19 protein-coding genes and 3 tRNA genes are annotated in these 19,645 nt (G+C 62.0%); 6 read left to right on the forward strand and 16 right to left on the reverse strand.

From position 1 onward, the window contains the following. Positions 1-178: 178 nt before the first annotated feature. Genes AB0O81_RS07230 through AB0O81_RS07240 form a run of 3 tightly spaced genes read right to left on the reverse strand, consistent with a single transcriptional unit; the run spans position 179 to position 2,687 of the window. On the reverse strand, positions 179-931 hold the full coding sequence (locus AB0O81_RS07230) for a hypothetical protein (RefSeq protein ID WP_363582736.1): 753 nt from the start codon (positions 929-931) through the stop codon (positions 179-181). A gap of 39 nt (positions 932-970) precedes the next feature. Further along, positions 971-2,434, reverse strand: coding sequence for a cardiolipin synthase (cls, locus tag AB0O81_RS07235; RefSeq protein ID WP_363582738.1), 1,464 nt, complete (start codon positions 2,432-2,434; stop codon positions 971-973). 52 nt (positions 2,435-2,486) lie between these two features. After that, positions 2,487-2,687 (reverse strand): hypothetical protein, encoded by a 201-nt coding sequence (locus AB0O81_RS07240; RefSeq protein WP_363582740.1) that lies wholly within the window; start codon positions 2,685-2,687, stop codon positions 2,487-2,489. 125 nt (positions 2,688-2,812) lie between these two features. On the opposite strand from AB0O81_RS07240, the gene AB0O81_RS07245 reads away from it, so the two are divergent. Then, positions 2,813-3,967 (forward strand): DUF4192 family protein, encoded by a 1,155-nt coding sequence (locus AB0O81_RS07245; protein ID WP_363582742.1) that lies wholly within the window; start codon positions 2,813-2,815, stop codon positions 3,965-3,967. Here AB0O81_RS07245 and lysS read toward each other — a convergent pair whose 3' ends face one another. The 12 genes from lysS to tilS form a co-directional block, all read right to left on the reverse strand. Further along, complete coding sequence (lysS, locus tag AB0O81_RS07250; RefSeq protein ID WP_363582744.1) at positions 3,968-5,497, reverse strand: lysine--tRNA ligase; 1,530 nt, start codon at positions 5,495-5,497, stop codon at positions 3,968-3,970. A gap of 121 nt (positions 5,498-5,618) precedes the next feature. Further along, positions 5,619-6,332 carry a DUF2520 domain-containing protein gene (locus AB0O81_RS07255; protein ID WP_363582746.1) on the reverse strand — a complete coding sequence of 238 codons (714 nt, stop codon included), beginning with the start codon at positions 6,330-6,332 and terminating at the stop codon, positions 5,619-5,621. After that, positions 6,329-8,053, reverse strand: a complete 1,725-nt coding sequence (locus tag AB0O81_RS07260; protein ID WP_363582748.1) for a PH domain-containing protein — start codon at positions 8,051-8,053, stop codon at positions 6,329-6,331. The genes AB0O81_RS07255 and AB0O81_RS07260 overlap by 4 nt, the downstream gene beginning before the upstream one ends. Beyond that, positions 8,050-8,694, reverse strand: a complete 645-nt coding sequence (locus tag AB0O81_RS07265; RefSeq protein WP_363582750.1) for a PH domain-containing protein — start codon at positions 8,692-8,694, stop codon at positions 8,050-8,052. The genes AB0O81_RS07260 and AB0O81_RS07265 overlap by 4 nt, the downstream gene beginning before the upstream one ends. Next, complete coding sequence (locus tag AB0O81_RS07270; protein WP_363582752.1) at positions 8,636-9,133, reverse strand: DUF3180 domain-containing protein; 498 nt, start codon at positions 9,131-9,133, stop codon at positions 8,636-8,638. The genes AB0O81_RS07265 and AB0O81_RS07270 overlap by 59 nt, the downstream gene beginning before the upstream one ends. Further along, the gene (gene folK / locus AB0O81_RS07275) at positions 9,130-9,663 is read right to left on the reverse strand and encodes a 2-amino-4-hydroxy-6-hydroxymethyldihydropteridine diphosphokinase (protein WP_363582754.1); all 534 of its coding nucleotides are present in this window, start codon (positions 9,661-9,663) and stop codon (positions 9,130-9,132) included. Before folK ends, AB0O81_RS07270 begins: the two co-directional genes overlap by 4 nt. Further along, a complete protein-coding gene (gene folB, locus AB0O81_RS07280) occupies positions 9,660-10,037 on the reverse strand; it encodes a dihydroneopterin aldolase (protein ID WP_363582756.1) in 378 nt (125 codons plus the stop codon). Before folB ends, folK begins: the two co-directional genes overlap by 4 nt. Further along, entirely contained in the window at positions 10,034-10,843 is an 810-nt protein-coding gene (gene folP / locus AB0O81_RS07285; RefSeq protein WP_363582758.1) for a dihydropteroate synthase, read from the reverse strand. The genes folB and folP overlap by 4 nt, the downstream gene beginning before the upstream one ends. Continuing rightward, positions 10,840-11,454 carry a GTP cyclohydrolase I gene (gene folE / locus AB0O81_RS07290; RefSeq protein ID WP_363582760.1) on the reverse strand — a complete coding sequence of 205 codons (615 nt, stop codon included), beginning with the start codon at positions 11,452-11,454 and terminating at the stop codon, positions 10,840-10,842. The genes folP and folE overlap by 4 nt, the downstream gene beginning before the upstream one ends. A 9-nt stretch (positions 11,455-11,463) precedes the next feature. Next, positions 11,464-13,479, reverse strand: coding sequence for an ATP-dependent zinc metalloprotease FtsH (gene ftsH / locus AB0O81_RS07295; protein WP_363582762.1), 2,016 nt, complete (start codon positions 13,477-13,479; stop codon positions 11,464-11,466). A gap of 144 nt (positions 13,480-13,623) precedes the next feature. Next, positions 13,624-14,178 (reverse strand): hypoxanthine phosphoribosyltransferase, encoded by a 555-nt coding sequence (hpt, locus tag AB0O81_RS07300; RefSeq protein ID WP_363582764.1) that lies wholly within the window; start codon positions 14,176-14,178, stop codon positions 13,624-13,626. Between the two features lie 38 nt (positions 14,179-14,216). Then, the gene (gene tilS / locus AB0O81_RS07305; protein WP_363582766.1) at positions 14,217-15,224 is read right to left on the reverse strand and encodes a tRNA lysidine(34) synthetase TilS; all 1,008 of its coding nucleotides are present in this window, start codon (positions 15,222-15,224) and stop codon (positions 14,217-14,219) included. A gap of 99 nt (positions 15,225-15,323) precedes the next feature. Here tilS and ppa point away from each other — a divergent pair, with 99 nt between their 5' ends. After that, complete coding sequence (gene ppa, locus AB0O81_RS07310; protein WP_363582768.1) at positions 15,324-15,857, forward strand: inorganic diphosphatase; 534 nt, start codon at positions 15,324-15,326, stop codon at positions 15,855-15,857. 47 nt (positions 15,858-15,904) lie between these two features. Here ppa and AB0O81_RS07315 read toward each other — a convergent pair whose 3' ends face one another. Next, the gene (locus tag AB0O81_RS07315) at positions 15,905-17,338 is read right to left on the reverse strand and encodes a peptidoglycan DD-metalloendopeptidase family protein (protein WP_363582770.1); all 1,434 of its coding nucleotides are present in this window, start codon (positions 17,336-17,338) and stop codon (positions 15,905-15,907) included. A 222-nt stretch (positions 17,339-17,560) separates the two neighbouring features. Here AB0O81_RS07315 and AB0O81_RS07320 point away from each other — a divergent pair. The 4 genes from AB0O81_RS07320 to pgi all read left to right on the forward strand — a co-directional run bounded on the left by AB0O81_RS07320 (position 17,561) and on the right by pgi (position 19,641). Then, positions 17,561-17,633 (forward strand) — tRNA-Glu (locus AB0O81_RS07320). A gap of 20 nt (positions 17,634-17,653) precedes the next feature. Next, positions 17,654-17,727 (forward strand) — tRNA-Asp (locus AB0O81_RS07325). Positions 17,728-17,797: 70 nt separating this feature from the next. Next, positions 17,798-17,870: transfer RNA gene (locus AB0O81_RS07330), tRNA-Phe, on the forward strand. Between the two features lie 91 nt (positions 17,871-17,961). Continuing rightward, complete coding sequence (pgi, locus tag AB0O81_RS07335) at positions 17,962-19,641, forward strand: glucose-6-phosphate isomerase (RefSeq protein WP_363582772.1); 1,680 nt, start codon at positions 17,962-17,964, stop codon at positions 19,639-19,641. Positions 19,642-19,645 lie beyond the last annotated feature (4 nt).

Consider the following 19,645-nt stretch of genomic DNA (forward strand, 5'->3'; position numbering starts at 1 on the left):
TTAGCTCCCCGAGCCACTCTCCCCAGAGTGCCCTCAACAGCTAAAATCGTAACCGAGCCGCGACACCGCTCACCGCCAAAAACTGCCCGTATGAGGCTCCGCCTCGTAATACTGCGGGTGTTATTGCCTAATCCGAACAATCCCGAACAGCGCGAATCCGTCGGGGCGAAACTCGGAGCTAGTTGACGCCGATGATGGGCACCCGCACACCATCGAAGTCGAAGCCAGTGAGCACAGCTTCGACGTCGGCGTCTTCCTCAAGTTCTGTCACCCACGCGACGGTGGTCTGCGGCGCCATATCAAGCGTGCATACCTGATCAGCATCCGGCGTTGCGAACGTGACGGTGACCTCAGCCGGGCCAGTGGCCTCTGAGCTTTCGATCATCGGCAAGCACGAAGATGACCCCCAGGTCAAAATCACGAACTGACCGTCGGCGCCGGTCCAGCCAGCGCTGGGCAGGACTTCCATTGAGCTATCCCCGGAAACAAGGCCGGGTACGCCAGCAAGCAACGCTTCGCCCTCGACCGCTCCTGTCGTGATCACGGTGACATCTTGAGCCGTGTCAAGGCCTTCGGGAACACCCACTCCGGTCGCACGCGGAACCAGGTCGCGCGTGCAGATGTCGCCGAGCTCAGCAAGCTCGACAGTGAGCACTTGGCCGCTCACCGAGACTTCTGTCGCAGTCGGTACACAGCTTGAGCTCCCCAGAGTGACCACACCGATCATCGCCCCGCCCTCGAGCCATGCGGCCTCAACTTCGGCGACATCAGCGGACTCCTCGACCGGCGACTGAGTGGGAGCGTCACCTGCCGAAGATACCGAACAGCCGACCAGCATGCTCCCCAAAAGCACAACCAGCCCAATCCCTATCGAGCGAACCCCCACGAGCGTCACCTTTCTTAGCAAGAGCGGATGCGGCGCAGCATCCACTCCTCAAGTGTCTCGCTCAACGCGAACGTCTCACAACTGTTACTGCAGGGCGGAAGTCAACCTTGCGAGGTTGTCGAGCACCGTCGAGCGCAGCGGTTGCTTCAGCCACTCTTCAAGCGTGAGTTCACGTGATGATTCCCGGTACATGTCTTCGGTCTCACGCATCTGTTCGGTGAACTCGGCACCTCGCACCAGCATTGAGATCTCCATGTTGAGACCGAAGGAGCGCATGTCCATATTGCTCGACCCGAGGATTGAGACCTCATCGTCAATGGTCATCGATTTCGAGTGCAGAATGAACGGGCGCTTGTACATCCAGATCTTCACGCCCGCGCGCAACAGAGCCTCGTAATAGCTGCGTTGGGCGTGGTAGACCAGCGCTTGGTCGCCTTCTTCTGAGACGAAGAGCTCCACATGAATACCTCGTTGGCACGCCGAATTGACCGCCATCAGAAGTGCCTCGTCGGGCACGAAGTAGGGGCTGACGATAATGATCTTGTGCTGTGCGGCGTAGAGCAGGCCCGCAAACAGCTTGAGGTTGTTCTGAAACTCGAATCCCGGGCCAGACGGGATGACTTGGCAGTCCAAGTCACCGGTGCCCGACGCGACGCGGAGCAGATCGATCTCGTCGGTGAGAATCTCTTCAGTCTCGCTATACCAGTCGCTGAGGAATACGGCGTTCACCGATGCGACCACGGGTCCATCGAAGCGCACCATCATGTCAACCCAGTGCAGACCGCGCTTGATGTTCTTCTTCAAGTTGTAGGTCGAATCAGTCGCGTTCTGCGAGCCCATGAACGCTACAAGGCCATCAACGACGAGCAGCTTGCGGTGGTTGCGCAGATCGGGGCGCTGATACTTGCCCTTCAGCGGCTGTACCGGAAGCATCAAATGCCAGTGGGCGCCCATCTTGTCGAGCCGTTTGAGTGTCTTCTTGTAGTACGGCTTGCCCCGGTTTGCCCAATGGTCCAGCAGAACGCGAACGACCACCCCACGGGCGGCGACCTCTTCAAGAGCGCTGAAGAAGTTGTCGGTCGATACATCGGACTGCAAGATGTAGAACTCGACGTGCACGTAGCGCTCTGCCTTGCGGATCTCATCGGCCATCGTGTCGAGGCTCTGCTGATAGTCAGAAATCAGCCGTGCGCCATTGTCGCCCGCGAGCGGCAGTGCGCCGAGATTGCGGTTCATCGTGACAAGCGAGGTGAACCACTCAGGTGCACCAGGGCGGAGCGTGCCGAAGTCGAGCGATTGGCTGGTCTCTTCGATGTAGTCGTTGATCTTGCGTTGCATCTGTCGACGCTTGCGCGGCAGCTTCGGGTTTCCGATGACCAAAAACAGCAACACACCGACGAAGGGAATGAAGTAGATCGCCAACAGCCACGCCATGGCCGCGGTCGGGCGCCGATTGCGCGGAATGACGATGATCGCAGTAATTCGTACGATCAGATCGAAAACGAAAACAAATACGAGCCACCAGGTGGTGTCGATCTCGATCGTCATCTATTGGGCCTTCCCGCCACGGGTGAGCCCAGCGTAGCGGGCCGGGACGACATCAATCTGAAGAGACAGATGAGGTGGATGCTGATGCCGCGGGCAGTCCCCGGCGCGCACGCTCCTCAGCCTCGAACTTCGCGTACTCGCGACGCTCGGTGCGGTCCATTCGGATCACGCCTCGCATCACCAGAAAGAAGATGATGCTGACCACGACTGTGGGCAACAGCGTCCACACAACCGCGACCCAGTAGCTATCCATGCCTCCAGGATACGCGGATGAGCGATCATGCTGGACCCTCGCTAACACCCGGCTCTTTGTGGGTGCTCCCCTACCGCGCAAAATTGTCTCGTTTCGCGCACGCCGAATGCTCAAATGTCTTGGGCATGACCACCATCGTGAAGGCGGCGAATGCCGCACAGTTCCTGTCTCTCGTTCCTCATCTGCTCGGGTTCACCCCATCGCGAAGTCTCGTACTGGTGCCGTTCGAGGGCGGCCGAAGCCTCGGCGCCATGCGATTCGATCTTCCCGGCGCTTCGCCCGATACTCCCCCTGACACCATCGATCGCATCGCTTCGACAGTCATCGGCATGGTCTGCCGCCTTCCGACAGCAACAGCCGTCGCTGCAGTCGCCTATACCGACTCGACGTTTGCCGCCGACGCTGCGATGCCCCATCAAGATCTCTTGCGAGCGCTCGAGCGTCGTGCCGACTCCTGTGGAGTGCACGTCACCGACATGATCTGCGTCGCGCCAGACGCCTGGGGGTCGCTGTTCGATATTGAGTGCCCGGGTGAAGGCCGCCCACTTGCCGAGATAGATGTGAATGCAGATGCTGAAACAGGGCCGGCGCCGGTCGGCAACCAGACAGCAGGGGCCGCGTTGCCACCGGTGGATTCCGTGCAACGGGAGCACGTTGCAGAAGCAATTGTGTCGCTCAAGCATCTGGTGGAACTGCTCAGTGGCACGTGTGACGGTGATGCGGCGCCTGAGGTAAGGCAGCGGATCAACCCCCAGACGATTGCCGCGGCCTACACCCTCGACGACATCCCCGCCCTGTTCGAGGAGTCGCTCACGTGGAATGTCGCAGATCTGGCCCCGTACGACGTAGCCCTTGTGGGCTGGTGCCTGGCGCGCCCCAGCATGCGAGATGTCGCGCTGGTGCAGTGGAGCGGACAGTTTGACGACGGCGACGAGGCTTTGGATGCCCAGCTGCGATGGGAAACAGGAGAAGAGTACCCACCAGACCTCGCCATGCGCATGTGGGGTGAGGGGGAGCGCCCCGATCCCGGCAGGCTCCACGCTGGCCTCGAACTCAGCCGCCGCATTGCCGCCGCGGTGCCCCGGGAAATGCGCGCCGGACCGTTGTCGATGTGCGCATGGCTGTCATGGGCGCTGGGTCGATCATCGCACGCTGAGGTGTACGCGAGCATGGCCTGCGAGATCGAGCCCGAACACGGGCTGTCTGAGATCGTGCTTTCGTTTGTGGCAGCGGGGCATCTGCCCGAGTGGGCCTTCACCGCGACCCCGCCACCGAGCTGACTACTTGACGAGCGGAAAGAGGATCGTCTCTCGAATACCCAGCCCGGTGATCGCCATGAGCAGCCGATCGATACCCATTCCCATCCCACCAGTCGGGGGCATTCCGTGCTCGAGAGCGCGCAAGAACTCTTCGTCGACTCGCATCGCTTCGTCATCGCCACGGGCTGCGAGCTTGGCTTGTTCGACGAACCGCTCCCGCTGGATCACCGGGTCAACGAGCTCGGAGTAGCCGGTGGCCAATTCGAATCCACGTACATACAGATCCCACTTTTCTACGACGCCCGCGATGGTGCGGTGTTCGCGCACGAGCGGGCTGGTGTCGACGGGAAAGTCCATCACAAATGTCGGTCGGGTCAACCCGCCCTTGACGAAGTGCTCCCACAGCTCTTCCACGAGCTTGCCGTGTGTGGCTACCTTCGCGGGAACATCCACACCCTCTGCCTCGGCGAGCGCGGTGAGTTCATCGAATGGAGTCTCGGGGGTGATCGTGCGACCGCAAGCCTCTGACAGCGAGCCATACATTGAGATGCGATCCCACTCGCCACCAAGGTCATACTCGGTGCCATCCGCCCAGGTGACGGTGGTCGATCCCGCGACCGCGACGGCCGCGTTCTGGATGAGCTCCTGGGTCAGATCGGCGATGCCGTTGTAATCGCTGTACGCCTCGTACGCTTCGAGCATCGCGAACTCGGGGCTGTGTGTTGAGTCAGCGCCTTCGTTGCGGAAGTTGCGGTTGATCTCATAGACACGATCGATGCCACCGACTACGGCGCGCTTCAGGTAAAGCTCGGGAGCGATGCGCAGGTAAAGGTCAGCGTCGAACGCATTTGAGTTGGTGATGAATGGACGAGCGGATGCCCCGCCGTGCTGCACTTGCAGCATGGGCGTCTCTACTTCGATGAAGTCGTGGTTGGTGAACGTCTGGCGCAGGCTCGCGTTGACCTTCGACCGGGCAACAACGGTCTGACGTGCCTGATCGCGCACGATGAGATCGAGGAACCGACTGCGCACGCGACCCTCGTCGCTCAACTCGGAATACATGTTCGGCAGCGGGAGCACAGCTTTCGCCGCGATCTGCCATTCGGTCACCATGATCGACAGTTCACCGCGGCGGCTTGAGATGACCTCGCCCGAGACGAACACGTGATCGCCAAGGTCGACAATCTCTTTCCACGCCTGCAGCGACTCTTCGCCCACAGATGCCAACGACACCATCGCCTGGATGCGGCTTCCGTCGCCCGACTGCAACGACGCAAAACACAGTTTGCCGGTGTTGCGGCTGAACACGATGCGGCCGGCCACCCCTGCGATAACCCCGGTCTCATCTCCCGCTTCGAGCGCGCCGTACTCGGCACGAAGCGCGGGGATGGTCGTGGTGATGGGAAGGCTCACAGGGTACGCGCCACCAGCAGCATCCACTCGCTCTGAAATCAGACGCTCCCGCTTGGCGAGGCGAACTGCCTTCTGCTCGAAAATCTCGTCGTCGGTCGGTTCGTCCTCGGCCGGCGCGGGCGCGCTGGTATCAGTCATCGCAGATGGCTCCTCAAAAGTCACCCAAGTCTATCGGTGGCACCGCGTCCGGCGCCGTGCCAAGGCACCGAACGGAGACACCGCGTAAAGACCACACCCAAAGGGCTTTACGGCGTCAACGTCAGTCGAGATCCATCTCAGTCATCCTGGAGCCGTCGTTGCCGCCTGCTTCGGCGAGAGTGTGATCGATCGTCGAGTGCACCAGTGTCGATAAATAAAGACCAGGGTTCGGCACACCTACCTTGGCGAGCAACGTCGTGGACTGTTGCACGATCGACCGCGAGAACTGCGTCGCTGTCGCGATGCCCTCTGCGTAGTCGGCACGGTCTTCTTCGGTGATCACGACCGGCTCACAGCCCAATTCGACGGCGAGCGCTTGTGCAATAGGCAACACCGGTCCGGGGGCGGTGACTGCGGCGAAAGAATTGGTGAGAAGCCTCAGGTCCATCGATGTTCCAGTGAATGCGATCGCAGGGTGAACGGCGAGCGGAATCGCCCCCTTCGCCATCGCAGGTGCCAGCACGCTCGTGCCGTACGCAGGGTCGGTGTGCAGCACCAACTGACCCGGTTGCCACGCGCCGACCTCAGCCAGTCCTGCGACGAGGTCTGGCAGCTGATCGTGGGGAACGGCGATGACGACGAGTTCGCTGCGGCGAACTACTTCAGCCGCATCCAGGACCGGCAACCCCGGCAGGATTGCCTCGACGCGGTCGCGGTCACTGCCCGCAGTGATGGCGACGAGCGCATGCCCAGAGCCGGCGAGCGCTGCACCAACGACCGGACCGACCTTTCCCGCACCGATGATCCCTACACCTAGACGACCTTCACGCTTCATTCGGTTTCCTTCGGGTGAGCTGGCCACGCTGTCTCGGGTTCGCCGCTTTTGCCGTCGATCACGGCGATGGCATCATCACGGCCTTCCGCGTCATCTGAATGATTCGCCTCTTCGATGTGCGCCCAACGATGCGAATGATCGCTCGCCGCGGCGCGCACAGTCCCTGCGGCGACATCGGTGAGCATGGCCAGCGCAGCATCCCGATCAACGGCTGCCAAGTGCGCTGACACCGGACCGGTCACGACATGAGCGTGGGCGCTCGCGACGCGACTCTTGCGGTCAAAAGGCCCCTGGTGAAGCGCGAAACTCTGCAATCGCGCCAGCGGCAGAATTGAAAGATTGCGCCAAATAGTTCCTCTGCGCAAGAGCAGCAGGTCGTCCGTCAACCGAAAGCCGTTTCGTTTCCACGACAGCGGACGAATCCACCAGGCGCGTTTAGGAGTGGTCGTGAAGCTGTCGTGTTCAAGTGGCCCGAACATTCCCTCTTGCACGATGAGCGGCCACTCCATCTCGGGTACCGCGGGCTGCATCAACCGCAGCACCCGCTCCACGTCTGCCGCAGTGCCGACGGGTAGCACTGTTGTGAACTGATCGGTGGTTGTGTCACTGGCGCTGCGACCACTGAGTCGATTGAGCTTCACTGCCCACCACCCGAACGGTCGCCAAAGAATGGGCTGCGCTACCTCAAGGGCGTGCACGCGGCCCGGCGGGATGGTCTCGGTGATGGTGGTGAGCAGCCCGAACGTGATTCGTGCACCATCGGGCGTTGGCGCGATCGAGTAGCGCAGCGAGCGCAAGATCGAACTCACCCAATAGGCACCAAGACCGAGGAAAGCGGGAATGAAGCCCAACAGCAGCCAGGTGTACCCGAGCGAAACCCCGATGACGATCGCGACGCCCATGATCAACACGAACACCGTGGACGGGCTGACCATGTGAGAGACGACAATCCGCACGACAGGAATATCTACGACAGACTCTGGCTCAGCGACCGGGGCTTCTGGGCCCTCTATCAAGCTCGTGATCTCGCGACTCATCGTCGTGCTCAGTGCAGACACTCGAGATCCGGATGCTGACGCCCTCGCCTCAGCGGTCTCAGCGAGCTGCTGGCCCGAGGCCAGGCGCAAGATATCGGCACGCACGGTTTCCGCGTTCACGGTCGACAGGTACTCAAGCTTGACGTTCGAGTCCATACCCGCGCCGACAACCTCGAGCTTCGCGAGCCCGAACAATCTTGCGACCATCGGGCGAGTGAGGTTCACGCCCTGCACCCGGTCAAGGGGCGCTCGTCTTTGGGTGCGGAACAAGATGCCGCTGCGCACCTCGACGTCGTCGTGGGTGATACGAAAGGTGTGGAAGCGCCACGATACATAAAACCCCAGCATCAACAGTGCGATCACGCCGAACACGACGAGAATCGCGACCAGGTACAGGTTGTGGGCGATCACATAGTCGATGGGGTCGTTCGAGGAGTCGTAGTTGTCGTAGCGATCGAAGTCAGACGAGAGCCACGGCAACACAACACCCAGCAGCCGATCGCGCAGGTTCGCGACCACCACGCCGACGATGACGAGCAACACCAACCCGCCACGAAGCAGTGGGCTCAGCGGGTGCATGCGCTGCCATTCGCCGTCGCTGAGCGGCGAACGCACCAGCGTTTGCGGCGGTGCGCTCGTCACGTGGGGTGCCGGTTCAGAACCCGGCACATTCGGATCGGTCATAGGCCTGTGCGGCGACTCTCTGCGACCGCAACAAGGTGGTCGCGCAGCATCTCGGCAGTGCCCTGCGACAAGCCCGGAATCACGACGCCGGTGGCTGCAGCCGCGGTGACGAACTTCAGCTGCGCAATGCCGAACTTGCGATCGAGCGGGCCGTGGGTGATGTCAACCAACTGCATGCGCCCATAGGGAACAGCGACCATTCGTTGCCAGAGAATTCCACGCCGAAAGACCAGATCATCTTCGCGTAGCTGATAGCCGATGGCCCTCGCTTGCCGCGGCATGATGGCAAGCGACCAGACCATCACGAACGTGATGATGCCGCCCGGAATCCACGCCCACCACTGGTTCCACAGCAGGGCGAGCAACAACGTGGCCACGATCACCAAAAGCAGAACCGTGCCGCTTGAGATCAGCTGCACGATGACGTACTTGGGTGAAATCTGATGCCAGATGCCTGCTTCAAGCACGAGCCGGTGTTCCGAGCGAGGCTCCACCAGTTTCGAGAACGTCGCCGCTTCGTCGCTGACGGTCACGGCACCGGCACCGGCACCGGCTTCGGCTTCGGCTTCGGCTTCGAGGGACTCAGTGGTCGTGGAGTCGAGGCCGGAGTCCGGGGTCGTCTCCTCCGGGTTGTTCGTCATCGTCGTCCTTCCGGATGGTGCACAGGTGTTCGGCGATCAGCCCCGCGGCTACGAGAGCGCCACCACCGATGAGAGTCGCGATGATCGCCGACATTGATCCTAACGACGGGGTCACCGGCCGGGTCAGCAAGAAGACAAGCAACCCGATGGCTACACCCGCTACGGCAGCGCCAACGATACTCGAAGACTTCGCGAGAATGGCCGTCCTCAGCGCGCGGAATGGGTTGACCGGAGCGCCGTGCAGGCCCCGCGTCGCACGGCCCACGGGAAGTGCCATCACGACGACGAACACCCCGAGCAGCACCAGAAGAACGGGCAGCATCACGCTGGGACTGAACGTTGCCCTGCCAGACAGGGTCAATAGCTGGTCAATGATAAAACCCGCGACGGCGCCAACCCCTGCGGCGATCAGTAGCACTCCTACACTCGTGCGCTTCACTTTTCTTGCCTCAGTTGCTTGAGGATTTCATCGACTCGGCCGTGCCCGGGTAGCACGGCATCGCGATCGAGCCCCAACCACGGCGCCAGCACGAACTCTCGTTGCGCAGCCCGTGGATGAGGAATCACAAGCGCAGGATCATCACTGGTGACCTCGCCATACGCGATGAGATCGAGGTCAAGTGTGCGATCACCCCAGCGTTCACGCCGCTCACGGCCGTGACGGTTCTCGATCGCATGCAGGTATGCCAACAGCACGGTCGGCGCCAGACGTGTCTGCACCAGCGCCACCGAGTTGAGGTACGCCGGCGCTGCGTCATCGGGCCCGTCGAGCTTGAGCGCCACCGACTCGATCGGCGCTGAGGCATGTACGTGCGACACCAGAGGCAGGCGAGCGAGGTCTTCCAGCGCAGTGCGCATCGTATCGTCGCGATCGCCGAGATTTGCGCCCAGTGCGACGACAGCGGTGATGGTTGGATACGCGTCGCGCCCAGGCGTGGCGCCTATGCCTTCGGCTAGTCGACGACTCATGGCTTTGCCCTTTCGATCGACACTGAGACATCGGCAAAAGAGAGTGGAATAGGAGCGTTGGGCTTGTGCACCGTCACGCGTACCCGTGCGATGCTCTCAATCGTCAACAGATCAGAGGCAATGCGCTCGACCAGCGCCTCGAGCAGATTGACCGGTTCGCCAGAAACAATGGCTGCCACCCGTTGGGCAATCTCGCCGTAGTGCACCGTATCGCGCACGTCATCGCTGGCCGCCGCGGCGCGAGTGTCGACGTACATCGTCAGGTCGACGATAAAGTTCTGACCCTCCCGCCGTTCGCTGTCGTAGACGCCGTGATACCCGAAAACACTGAGACCGGTCAGCGTGATCTCATCGAGGGGCGTAGCCGCGGTCAAGAGGTTGGTCCTTCCCAGTGGTGAAGCACGTTCAGAGCATCACGCGTCGCACCGACATTGTGCACGCGCACCGCCCAGGCACCCGCCTGCGCTGCGAGCAGGCTGGTCGCAGCGGTCGCCAGATCTCGTCGTTGTTCGTCGGCGTCGATCGCATCTGTGGCGAGCATTTCGGCGAGAAAGCGCTTGCGACTAGTGCCGATCAACACGCGTTGCCCCGTAGTGGCGAGGCGTTCGGTGCCCCGCAACGTGGCCCAGTTCTGAGCGCCTGCCTTGCCGAACCCGATTCCCGGGTCGACGATGATTCGGTCAGCAGTAAAGCCCGCGGCGAGCGCAGCATCCACTCGTTCGCGAAGTTCCCGCTCAACGTCTTCAGCCACATCGTCATAGGTGGCTCGCGCGTACATGTGTGCGGACGGGCCGCGCCAATGCCCCAGCGCGATATGCACACCGGTGGGCGCGAGCGCATCGAGCATGTCGGAATCGGCGAGGCCACCCGACACATCGTTGACGATGCACGCTCCCGCGTTGACCGCCGCGAGCGCGGTGGATGCATTCATGGTGTCAATGCTGATGGCGACTTCGGCTGCGGCAAGGCCTGCGATGACGGGGAGCACACGGTCGCGCTCAGCACCGGGGTCGACCCGCTGCGCGCCCGGGCGCGTGGATTCGCCGCCAATGTCGATGATGTCGGCGCCGTCACTTCGCAGCTGCAGGGCGTGTGCGATTGCTGCATCAGTTGCGAGAAATCGCCCACCGTCGCTGAACGAATCGGGAGTCACGTTCACGATGCCCATCACAAGGGTCATCCGGCGTGCCCTCCCCCACGGCCCACACCATGGGCAGGCAGTAGCGCGATCAGTTCTGCGCGGGCGATGGGATCCGTCAACTCATCACGGGCGGCGATCGTGACCGTCGAAGAATCAGACTGCTGTCCGCCGCGCATCGTCACGCACTCGTGAGTCGCCTCGAGCACTACGAGCACGCCGCGAGCGTCGAGTGAGCTCGCGATCGCATCAGCGACCTGCTCACCAAGACGCTCTTGCACCTGTGGGCGCGATGCCAGCACGTCGACGACCTTGGGCAGAGCTCCCAGACCAACGACCTGCTCCCCGGGCAGATAGGCAATATGAGCGTGTCCGCGAAACGGCAGCAGGTGGTGTTCGCAAATCGATCGAAATCGAATGTCGCGCACCATCACCGCCCCTGAGGGCAACGTTTCAGGCGCAGGTCCCTGCGTCACCGAGATGGTGTGCGCGAGGGGCTCAGTTGGGTCTTCACCCACCCCGGCGAAGAACTCTGCGTACGCGCTGGCCACCCGCTCAGGGGTTTGGCGAAGCCCGGGTCGATCAGGATCTTCGCCAATCGCTTCAAGAAGTTCACGAACGAGCGCCGCGACGCGCTCACGGTCGACGGCCATTTATCGCTCCTACGCGGTCGCCGGGCGCGCTTGCCCGCTCGCGCGAGGCTCGGGCGCGGCCACCTCAGCCTCGGTGTCAGCTTCTGCCTCGACCGACGCGACCACCAGGTCGGGCGCGGGGGCGCGGGCAGGAACGTCTACAGGAGGATGCTGCGACACCGGGCGCTGCTCGCTCGAGAGCCACTGTGGCCGCGGCGGCAGGCGCTTGACGTCCTTGAATATCTCGGCGAGTTCGAGGTGGTCGAGTGTCTCTTTCTCAAGCAGCTCAAGAGCCAGCTTGTCGAGCACATCACGGTTCTCGTTGATCACTTCGTACGCTTCGTTGTGTGCCTGCTCAATAAGCGCACGTACCTGGTCATCGACCCGCTCAGCGATGCGCTCTGAGAAGTCACGCCCGTGACCCATGTCGCGGCCCATGAATACCTCACCCGACGACGAGCCGAGCTTGACCGGGCCCACGTCACCGGTCATGCCGTATTCAGTCACCATCTTGCGTGCGATGCTCGTGGCCTTCTCGATGTCGTTGGAGGCACCCGTGGTGGGGTCGTGGAAAACGACCTCTTCTGCCACACGCCCGCCCATCGCGTAGGCAAGCTGGTCTTGCAATTCGTTTCGCGTAACCGAGTACTTGTCTTCGAGGGGAAGCACCATGGTGTACCCGAGCGCACGCCCTCGCGGAAGAATCGTGACCTTGGTGACGGGGTCGGTGTGGTTCATCGCCGCCGCTGCCAGCGCGTGGCCACCCTCGTGGTACGCGGTGATGAGCTTCTCTTTGTCTTTCATGACACGTGTGCGCCGCTGCGGGCCAGCGATCACGCGGTCGATTGCCTCGTCGAGTGCGCGGTTGTCGATCAATTGCGCGTTCGATCGCGCGGTGAGCAGCGCAGCCTCGTTCAACACGTTGGCGAGGTCAGCGCCGGTGAAGCCCGGAGTCTTGCGTGCGACGACCTCAAGGTCAACGTTGTCCGACAGCGGCTTGCCGCGACCGTGCACTTCAAGGATCGTTTTGCGGCCCTTCAGATCGGGAGCGTCAACACCGATCTGACGGTCGAAGCGGCCCGGGCGAAGAAGTGCGGGGTCAAGGATGTCGGGGCGGTTGGTCGCCGCGATGACGATGACGTTCGCCTTCGGGTCGAAGCCGTCCATCTCCACGAGCATCTGGTTGAGCGTCTGCTCACGCTCATCGTGCCCGCCGCCCATGCCAGCGCCACGGTGGCGTCCCACGGCGTCGATCTCGTCGATGAAGATGATGGCGGGTGCGGTTTCTTTGGCCTGGTTGAACAGGTCGCGAACGCGGCTGGCGCCGACACCGACGAACATCTCAACAAAGTCAGAACCTGAGATCGAGTAGAAAGGCACTCCGGCCTCGCCTGCGACAGCGCGAGCGAGCAGGGTCTTGCCTGTTCCTGGGGGGCCGTACAGCAAGACGCCCTTCGGGATACGAGCGCCGACTGCCTGGAAGCGAGTCGGATCTTGCAAAAAGTCTTTGATCTCTTCCATCTCTTCGATGGCTTCATCCGAGCCAGCAACATCTGCGAAAGTGACCTGCGGCATTTCTTTGCTGACGAGCTTGGCCTTCGATTTACCAAACTGCATCACCTTGCTGCCGCCGCCCTGCGCACTCGAGAGCAACCACCAGAACAACAGACCCAGCAGCAGAATCGGAATCATCAGCGACAGCAGCCCATCGAGCCAGGTGGTCTGCGGAACCGTGTCGTTGAAGCCATCGGTCGGATTCGCATTGTTGATGGCCGTAACGACCTCGTCGGCGCGGGCCTCTACGTAGTAGAACTGCACGTCTTCGGACCCTTCAAATGGTTCCGACAGCGTCAGATCGACGCGCTGGTCGCCATCCGTGATCCCCGCTTCGACAACCGTGTTGCCGTCGAGCAGTTCAAGTCCCTGCTGCGTCGTGATCTGCTTAGCGCCGGTCAAGCTCGAGATGAGCAAGAACCCGACGATCAGCAGAAGCCCGATCAGCAGTGCATAGAAGAACGGGCTACGGGTGAGCTTCTTGAAGTTCATGGTGCGGGCGTGTGCCCGATCCCTTTCGTCGACGAACCTCCGCAACGCACACTCGTGCCTCGCGCGGCGGTGCATTCAGGGTATAACGGGGGCGCTATGCCATTGCTGTGCATTCGCCCACGGCGTAAGCGGCCAGCGGCCAGCTCAGTCTTGATACACGTGCGGCGCCAGGACAGCGACATCCCGCAGGTTGCGGTACTTCTCGGCATAGTCGAGTCCGTAGCCGACAACAAAGTCATTGGGAATGTCGAATCCGACATACTTCGAGCGCACCTCAACCTTGGCTGCGTCGGGCTTGCGCAGCAGCGCGAAAACTTCGATCGAGGCCGCACCGCGTGACTCGAAGTTTTCAAGCAACCACGCGAGGGTCAGCCCTGAGTCGATGATGTCTTCAACGATCAGCACGTGCTTGTCGTGCAGATCCGTATCGAGGTCTTTTCGAATCTGTACGACACCGCTCGATTTGGTTCCGGCGCCATACGAAGAGACGGCCATCCAGTCCATGGGAACCGGGGTGGGCAGCGCCCGTGAAAAATCGGCCATCACCATAACTGCGCCTTTGAGCACACCCACCAAAAGCAGGTCCTTGCCCTCGTAGTCGCTTGCGACTTGCGCGGCGATCTCGTCGAGCTTGTGAAGGATCTGCTCCTCGGTCACAAGAATGTCGGTCAGGTCGTCTCGAATTTCGGCCGCGCGCATAACAGCGAGTCTATGGCGCAGTCGCCGTTTCGTCAGAGTCAGTCGTCGTTGACGGTGCGTGCTGTGAACTCCAGCTGGTTGCCGATGCGGCGGGCCTGGCATCCCGGCAAATCGATGGCTCCCTGACCTGCCCAGCGCGTGACGAGACGCGCAACTTCAAGCGTTTGTGCCCTGGTGAGGCTTTGGTGGAACTCAGATGCGACCACGTGCCGAATGATGCGATTTCGCAGCGCAGCGGGGTTGGCGGCGAGGGCGAGCGCTGACACCGAGATGCCCGCTTCGGCATGCTCGACAATGTCTTCAATCGTCTCGTTGATCATCTCGTCGAACGCCTCCGCATCTTCACGCAGCTGCGCTGCTGTGCGCGCAAGCGCCTCGGCAATGCCGGGTCCGAGCTCAGCCTCAAGCACGGGCAACACTGTTGTGCGCACGCGCACGCGCGCGAAGCGCGGGTCGTCGTTGTGCGGGTCGTCCCAGGGCGCGAGGTGCTGCGCGGCGCTGGCGATTCGTGTCGTCTCACGGCGAATCTCGAGCAACGGACGCACGAGCGAGAGTCCGTCCAGCTCCGCTTCGACTGCCATTCCTTGCAGGCTGGCGGCACCCGATCCGCGCGCAAGCCCGAGCAGCACGGTCTCGGCTTGATCGTCGAGAGTGTGGCCAGTAAGCACCGCCACCGCACCCACCTCACGTGCAGCCTCACCGAGAGCGGCATAGCGAGCGCGTCGGGCGGATGCCTCTGGCCCGCCTTGGAGCTCGACTTCGACAGTAACCACGCGACTTTCCAGCCCTAGCGCACGGGCCTTGTCACTCGCATCGGCAGCGATTTGGGCAGAGCCGGGTTGCAACGAGTGATCCACTGTGACTGAGAGGGCCGTGATCAAGAGTTTCGGGGCTTCGAATGCAACGGCAGCGGCTAGCGCGAGCGAATCCGCGCCACCCGACACCGCGACGATCACCGTGTCGCCTGCCTGCATCGTTGACAGCACAGAGCGCACCGCCAACCGAACCTCGGCGACGGCGGGATCAAGGGGTTCACGATGTGCCACGGGGCTACGCTACCGGCGACGCCGGGGTGCCACTGATATCTGGATGGTCACGCGACTAGGCTGGACGGCGGCATCCCACAGATTTTGAAGGAGAACCCCATGGGCGCATACGACGCCGTTATCGAGATCCCTCGCAACAGCAAGATCAAATACGAAGTTGACCACGGCACTGGCCGCGTTTTTCTCGACCGCATCTTGTACACCCCGATGGGCTACCCCGCCAACTACGGGTTCTTCGAGAACACCCTCGGCGAAGACGGCGATCCCCTCGACGTGCTGGTTCTGCTTGACCACGATCTCGCCCCCGGCATCATTGCCAAGGTACGCCCCGTCGGCGTGCTGAAGATGAGCGACGAGGCCGGTGGAGACGACAAGGTCGTAGCCGTCATCGCGAAGGACCCGCGCTGGGATCACATTCAAGACATCTCAGACATCTCGCAGTACACGCAGAACGAGATTGGTCACTTCTTCGAGCACTACAAAGATCTTGAGCCTGGCAAGTGGGTCAAGGTCGATGAGTGGGCTGGAGCTGCCGAGGCCGAGCGTCTCGTCTCTGAGTCTTTTGTGCGCTTCGAGGAGCACGAGGGCGAGACTCGCACGCAGGGCGAGGGCGAATCGCCCAGCAGTCTGTAAAGGCATTTTTGAGGGGTGGATGCCGCGAGGCATCCACCCCTCGTCGTCTAAACCGAGATTCCTCGCGCCGACATGAAGCTGATCGGGTTCACAGGGAATCCGTTGACATAGGTCTCGAAGTGAAGGTGGCAGCCGAACGAGTTGCCCGTGTTTCCCTCGCTGGCGATGAGCTGCCCGGCGCTCACCGTTTGCCCACTACTGACGAAGATGCCGCCAGAACGAATGTGCGCATATCCGGTGCCGATATTGCCGCCGTGGTTGATCTTGATGTAGTTTCCGTAGCCGCCGTTGTAGCCGGCATATTCCACGGTGCCGCCATAGGCTGCGTAGATTGCCGAGCCACAGCCTGCGGCCAGGTCGACGCCGTAGTGATATCCGCTCGAGCAGTATCCGTTGCCGCATTGCACATAGCGAGCGCCATAGCCGGAACTCTGATAGCCCGTCGATGGACGCACCCAGCCCGAGCTCGAACTCGAACCTGAGCTGCTCGACCCGCTGCCGCTACTGCCGCTGCTGCTCCCGCTGCTGCCGCTACCACTGCTCCCACTGTTCGCTGCAGCGGCGGCTTTCGCTGCGGCGGCCGCAGCGGCGGCGAGACGCTCAGCTTCTTCTTTCGCCTTGCGCTCAGCTTCTTCTTTCGCCTTGCGCTCAGCCTCGATGCGAACGCGCTCGCCCTCCTGATACTCAGCCAGCGTGCGAGCAGACGTGTCTTGCAACGCTGCCAACTGCGCGTCAAGAGTGATCTTGCGCTCGGTCTGCTCGTCGAGTGCTGCCTGTGCGGCGTCGGCGGCCTCTTGCGCGGCCACCATCTTCTGCTCGGCGATCTTCTGCAACCGGTCGCGCTCAGCGCGCTGCAGTTCGGCTTGGTCGGTCAGGCTCTGGGCTGAATCGCGCGCGGTGATCGCCTCTGCGTAGACCGACTGGTTGCGCTCGATGAGCTTGTCCATCGTGCCCAGTCGAGCGAGCAGATCGTCGGCCGACGCAGCGGAACCCGAGAAAAACAGCTCCATCGACGTGTCGTCGCCGCCGTTGCGGTAGAGCTGAGCGGCGACGCGCCCGGCCTTGTTTGCCGTATCGAGGGCCAGCTGCGCCTGCTCGTCGGCTTGAGACTGAAGCTCGTCGGCGCGATAAGAAGCGTCGAAATACTCCTGCTGTGCTGTGTAGAAATCTTCAGAGGCTTGCTCTGCGAGAGCCTGTTTGGCTGCGACATCGTCAGCCAATGCTTGGATGAGCGCCTGGATGCGGGCGATCTCGGAAGCCTTGGATGACTCGTTCTTGCGCGCCTCTTCGACGTCGTCCCACGACGGGTAGGTCGCGGCAAAGGCCGGTGCGACGACGCCACCGAACAGTGCGCTGAAAGAAACGACGCTGAGAGCACCAAGGCCGAGAGCTGATCGACGGTTGAGAACTGAGCTGAAGCCGCGGCGTTCACGGTCGGTCGGAGCGCAGCCGCAGTCGTCTGCGACGTCTTCGGAAACCATCAATTCCTCCCGCCCGCGCCTAGTCACAACTTTCACATTAGCAACATGAGTCCCGAAATGGGTTTTTGTGTTGTCTATATCCTGCGCTCGTTCGCGCCCAAGCGCACCAGCCAGTCTCGATTGCGCTGAGAGTTAACCTGGTTCGGCGCGCCCTCGATTGGCACATTCATGAATGTTTGCGTATGCTTGACCCTCGGCAAGCCTGATCCCATCGGGCGACCCGGCCCCATCGTTTAGTGGCCTAGGACGCCGCCCTTTCACGGCGGTAGCACGGGTTCGAATCCCGTTGGGGTCACACTACAATTTAATATGCAAGGCCCTGTAGCGCAGCTGGTTAGCGTGCCGCCCTGTCACGGCGGAGGTCGCGGGTTCAAGTCCCGTCAGGGTCGCTCTGAGCGACGGGCCCTTTTTCGAGAGGGCCTTTCGTCTTAGATCGCGACGTTTTTCGAAATGCCGCGAGGCTCTGTAGCTCAGTTGGTAGAGCGTTCGACTGAAAATCGAGAGGTCACGGGATCGACGCCCGTCGGAGCCACTGGCCCTTTCCTAGGCTTCTACTGGGGGAGGGTCTTTTATTTTGCCCTCTCGGTCCCCGCGACACCCCCAGAGTGGGTAGCGTTTGTCTCGTGACTGCACCGATCGACGCCACTTCCACGTCCGCCTGGGCTGAACTCAGCGCCCACCACGAGGGTTTCTCCCCCGACCTGCGCTCTTGGTTCGCCAATGATCCTGGCCGCGTAGAGCGGCTCACCTTCGACCTCGCCGACCTGCGAGTCGATTTGTCAAAGAACCTCGTCACCGACGACATCGTGGCCTCGCTCGTGCGCCTCGCTGAGCAGACCGGTGTTGCCGAGCGCTATGCGGCGATGCTCGCTGGTGAGCACATCAACACCACCGAAGACCGTGCCGTGCTTCACACCGCGCTTCGCCGGCCCGCAGGCGCAAGCCCCGCACTCGTTGTAGACGGCCAGCAGATCGATGACGATGTGCAGCACGTGCTCGCCAAGATCGACGCATTCGCCGCCCGGGTTCGCAGTGGCGAGTGGAGGGGCGTGACCGGCAAGAAGGTGACGCACGTCGTCAATATCGGCATCGGCGGCAGTGACCTCGGCCCCGTCATGATCTACGAGGCACTCAAGCCCTACGCCGACGCGGGCATCGAAGCGCGCTTCGTGTCGAATATCGACCCGACAGACATTGCCCAGACGACGGCTGACCTCGACCCCGAGACAACCTTGTTCATCGTGGCGTCTAAAACCTTCACAACCCTCGAAACACTCACGAACGCGCGCCTCGCGCGCCAATGGCTCTGGACGAAGCTCGTCGAAGCCAGCGTGATCGCCGACGATGAAGCATCCCGAACAGACGCGGTTGCTCACCACTTCATCGCTGTGTCGACCGCGCTCGACAAGGTTGCGGACTTCGGCATCGACACCGCAAACGCATTCGGGTTCTGGGACTGGGTGGGCGGCCGCTATTCGGTCGACAGTGCCATCGGCACATCGCTGGCCATCACTCTCGGACCGGATGTATTCCGCGAGCTGCTCGCCGGCTTCCACGCCGTCGATGAGCACGTGCGCACGCAGCCTCTCCACGAGAATGTTCCGGTCCTTATGGGGCTGCTCAACATCTGGTACTCGAACTTTCTCGGATCGCAGTCGCACGCAGTGCTGCCCTACGCGCAGCAGATGCACCGCTTTGCGGCGTACCTGCAGCAGCTCACCATGGAGTCGAACGGCAAGTCAGTGCGCTGGGACGGGTCGCCCGTCACGACAGAGACTGGCGAGGTCTTCTGGGGCGAGCCGGGCACAAACGGTCAGCACGCTTTCTACCAGCTCATCCACCAGGGCACGCGGCTGATTCCCGCCGACTTCATCGCGTTCGTCAACCCGGCGTACCCGCGTGAAGACGGCGGTACCGATGTGCATGGGCTTTTCCTCGCGAACTTTCTGGCACAGACGAAAGCCCTCGCTTTTGGCAAGACCGCAGCCGAGGTCGAAGCCGAGGGCACGACCGGAGCACTGGTCGCAGCACGCACGTTTGACGGCAACCGCCCCACGACGTCAATCTTCGCTGCGTCGCTCACTCCATCGGTACTCGGACAGCTGGTGGGGCTCTACGAGCACATCACCTTCACCCAGGGTGTGATCTGGGGCATCAACTCGTTCGATCAGTGGGGAGTCGAGCTGGGCAAACAACTCGCCATGCAGATCGCTCCGGCGATCGAAGGTGACAGCGCCGCGATCGCCGCGCAAGATGCGTCAACCCAGTCACTCCTGGCGTACTACCGCGAACACCGCGACTGAGTCG

This window comes from Microbacterium sp. NPDC076911 (assembly GCF_040687125.1).
Classification (GTDB): domain Bacteria; phylum Actinomycetota; class Actinomycetes; order Actinomycetales; family Microbacteriaceae; genus Microbacterium.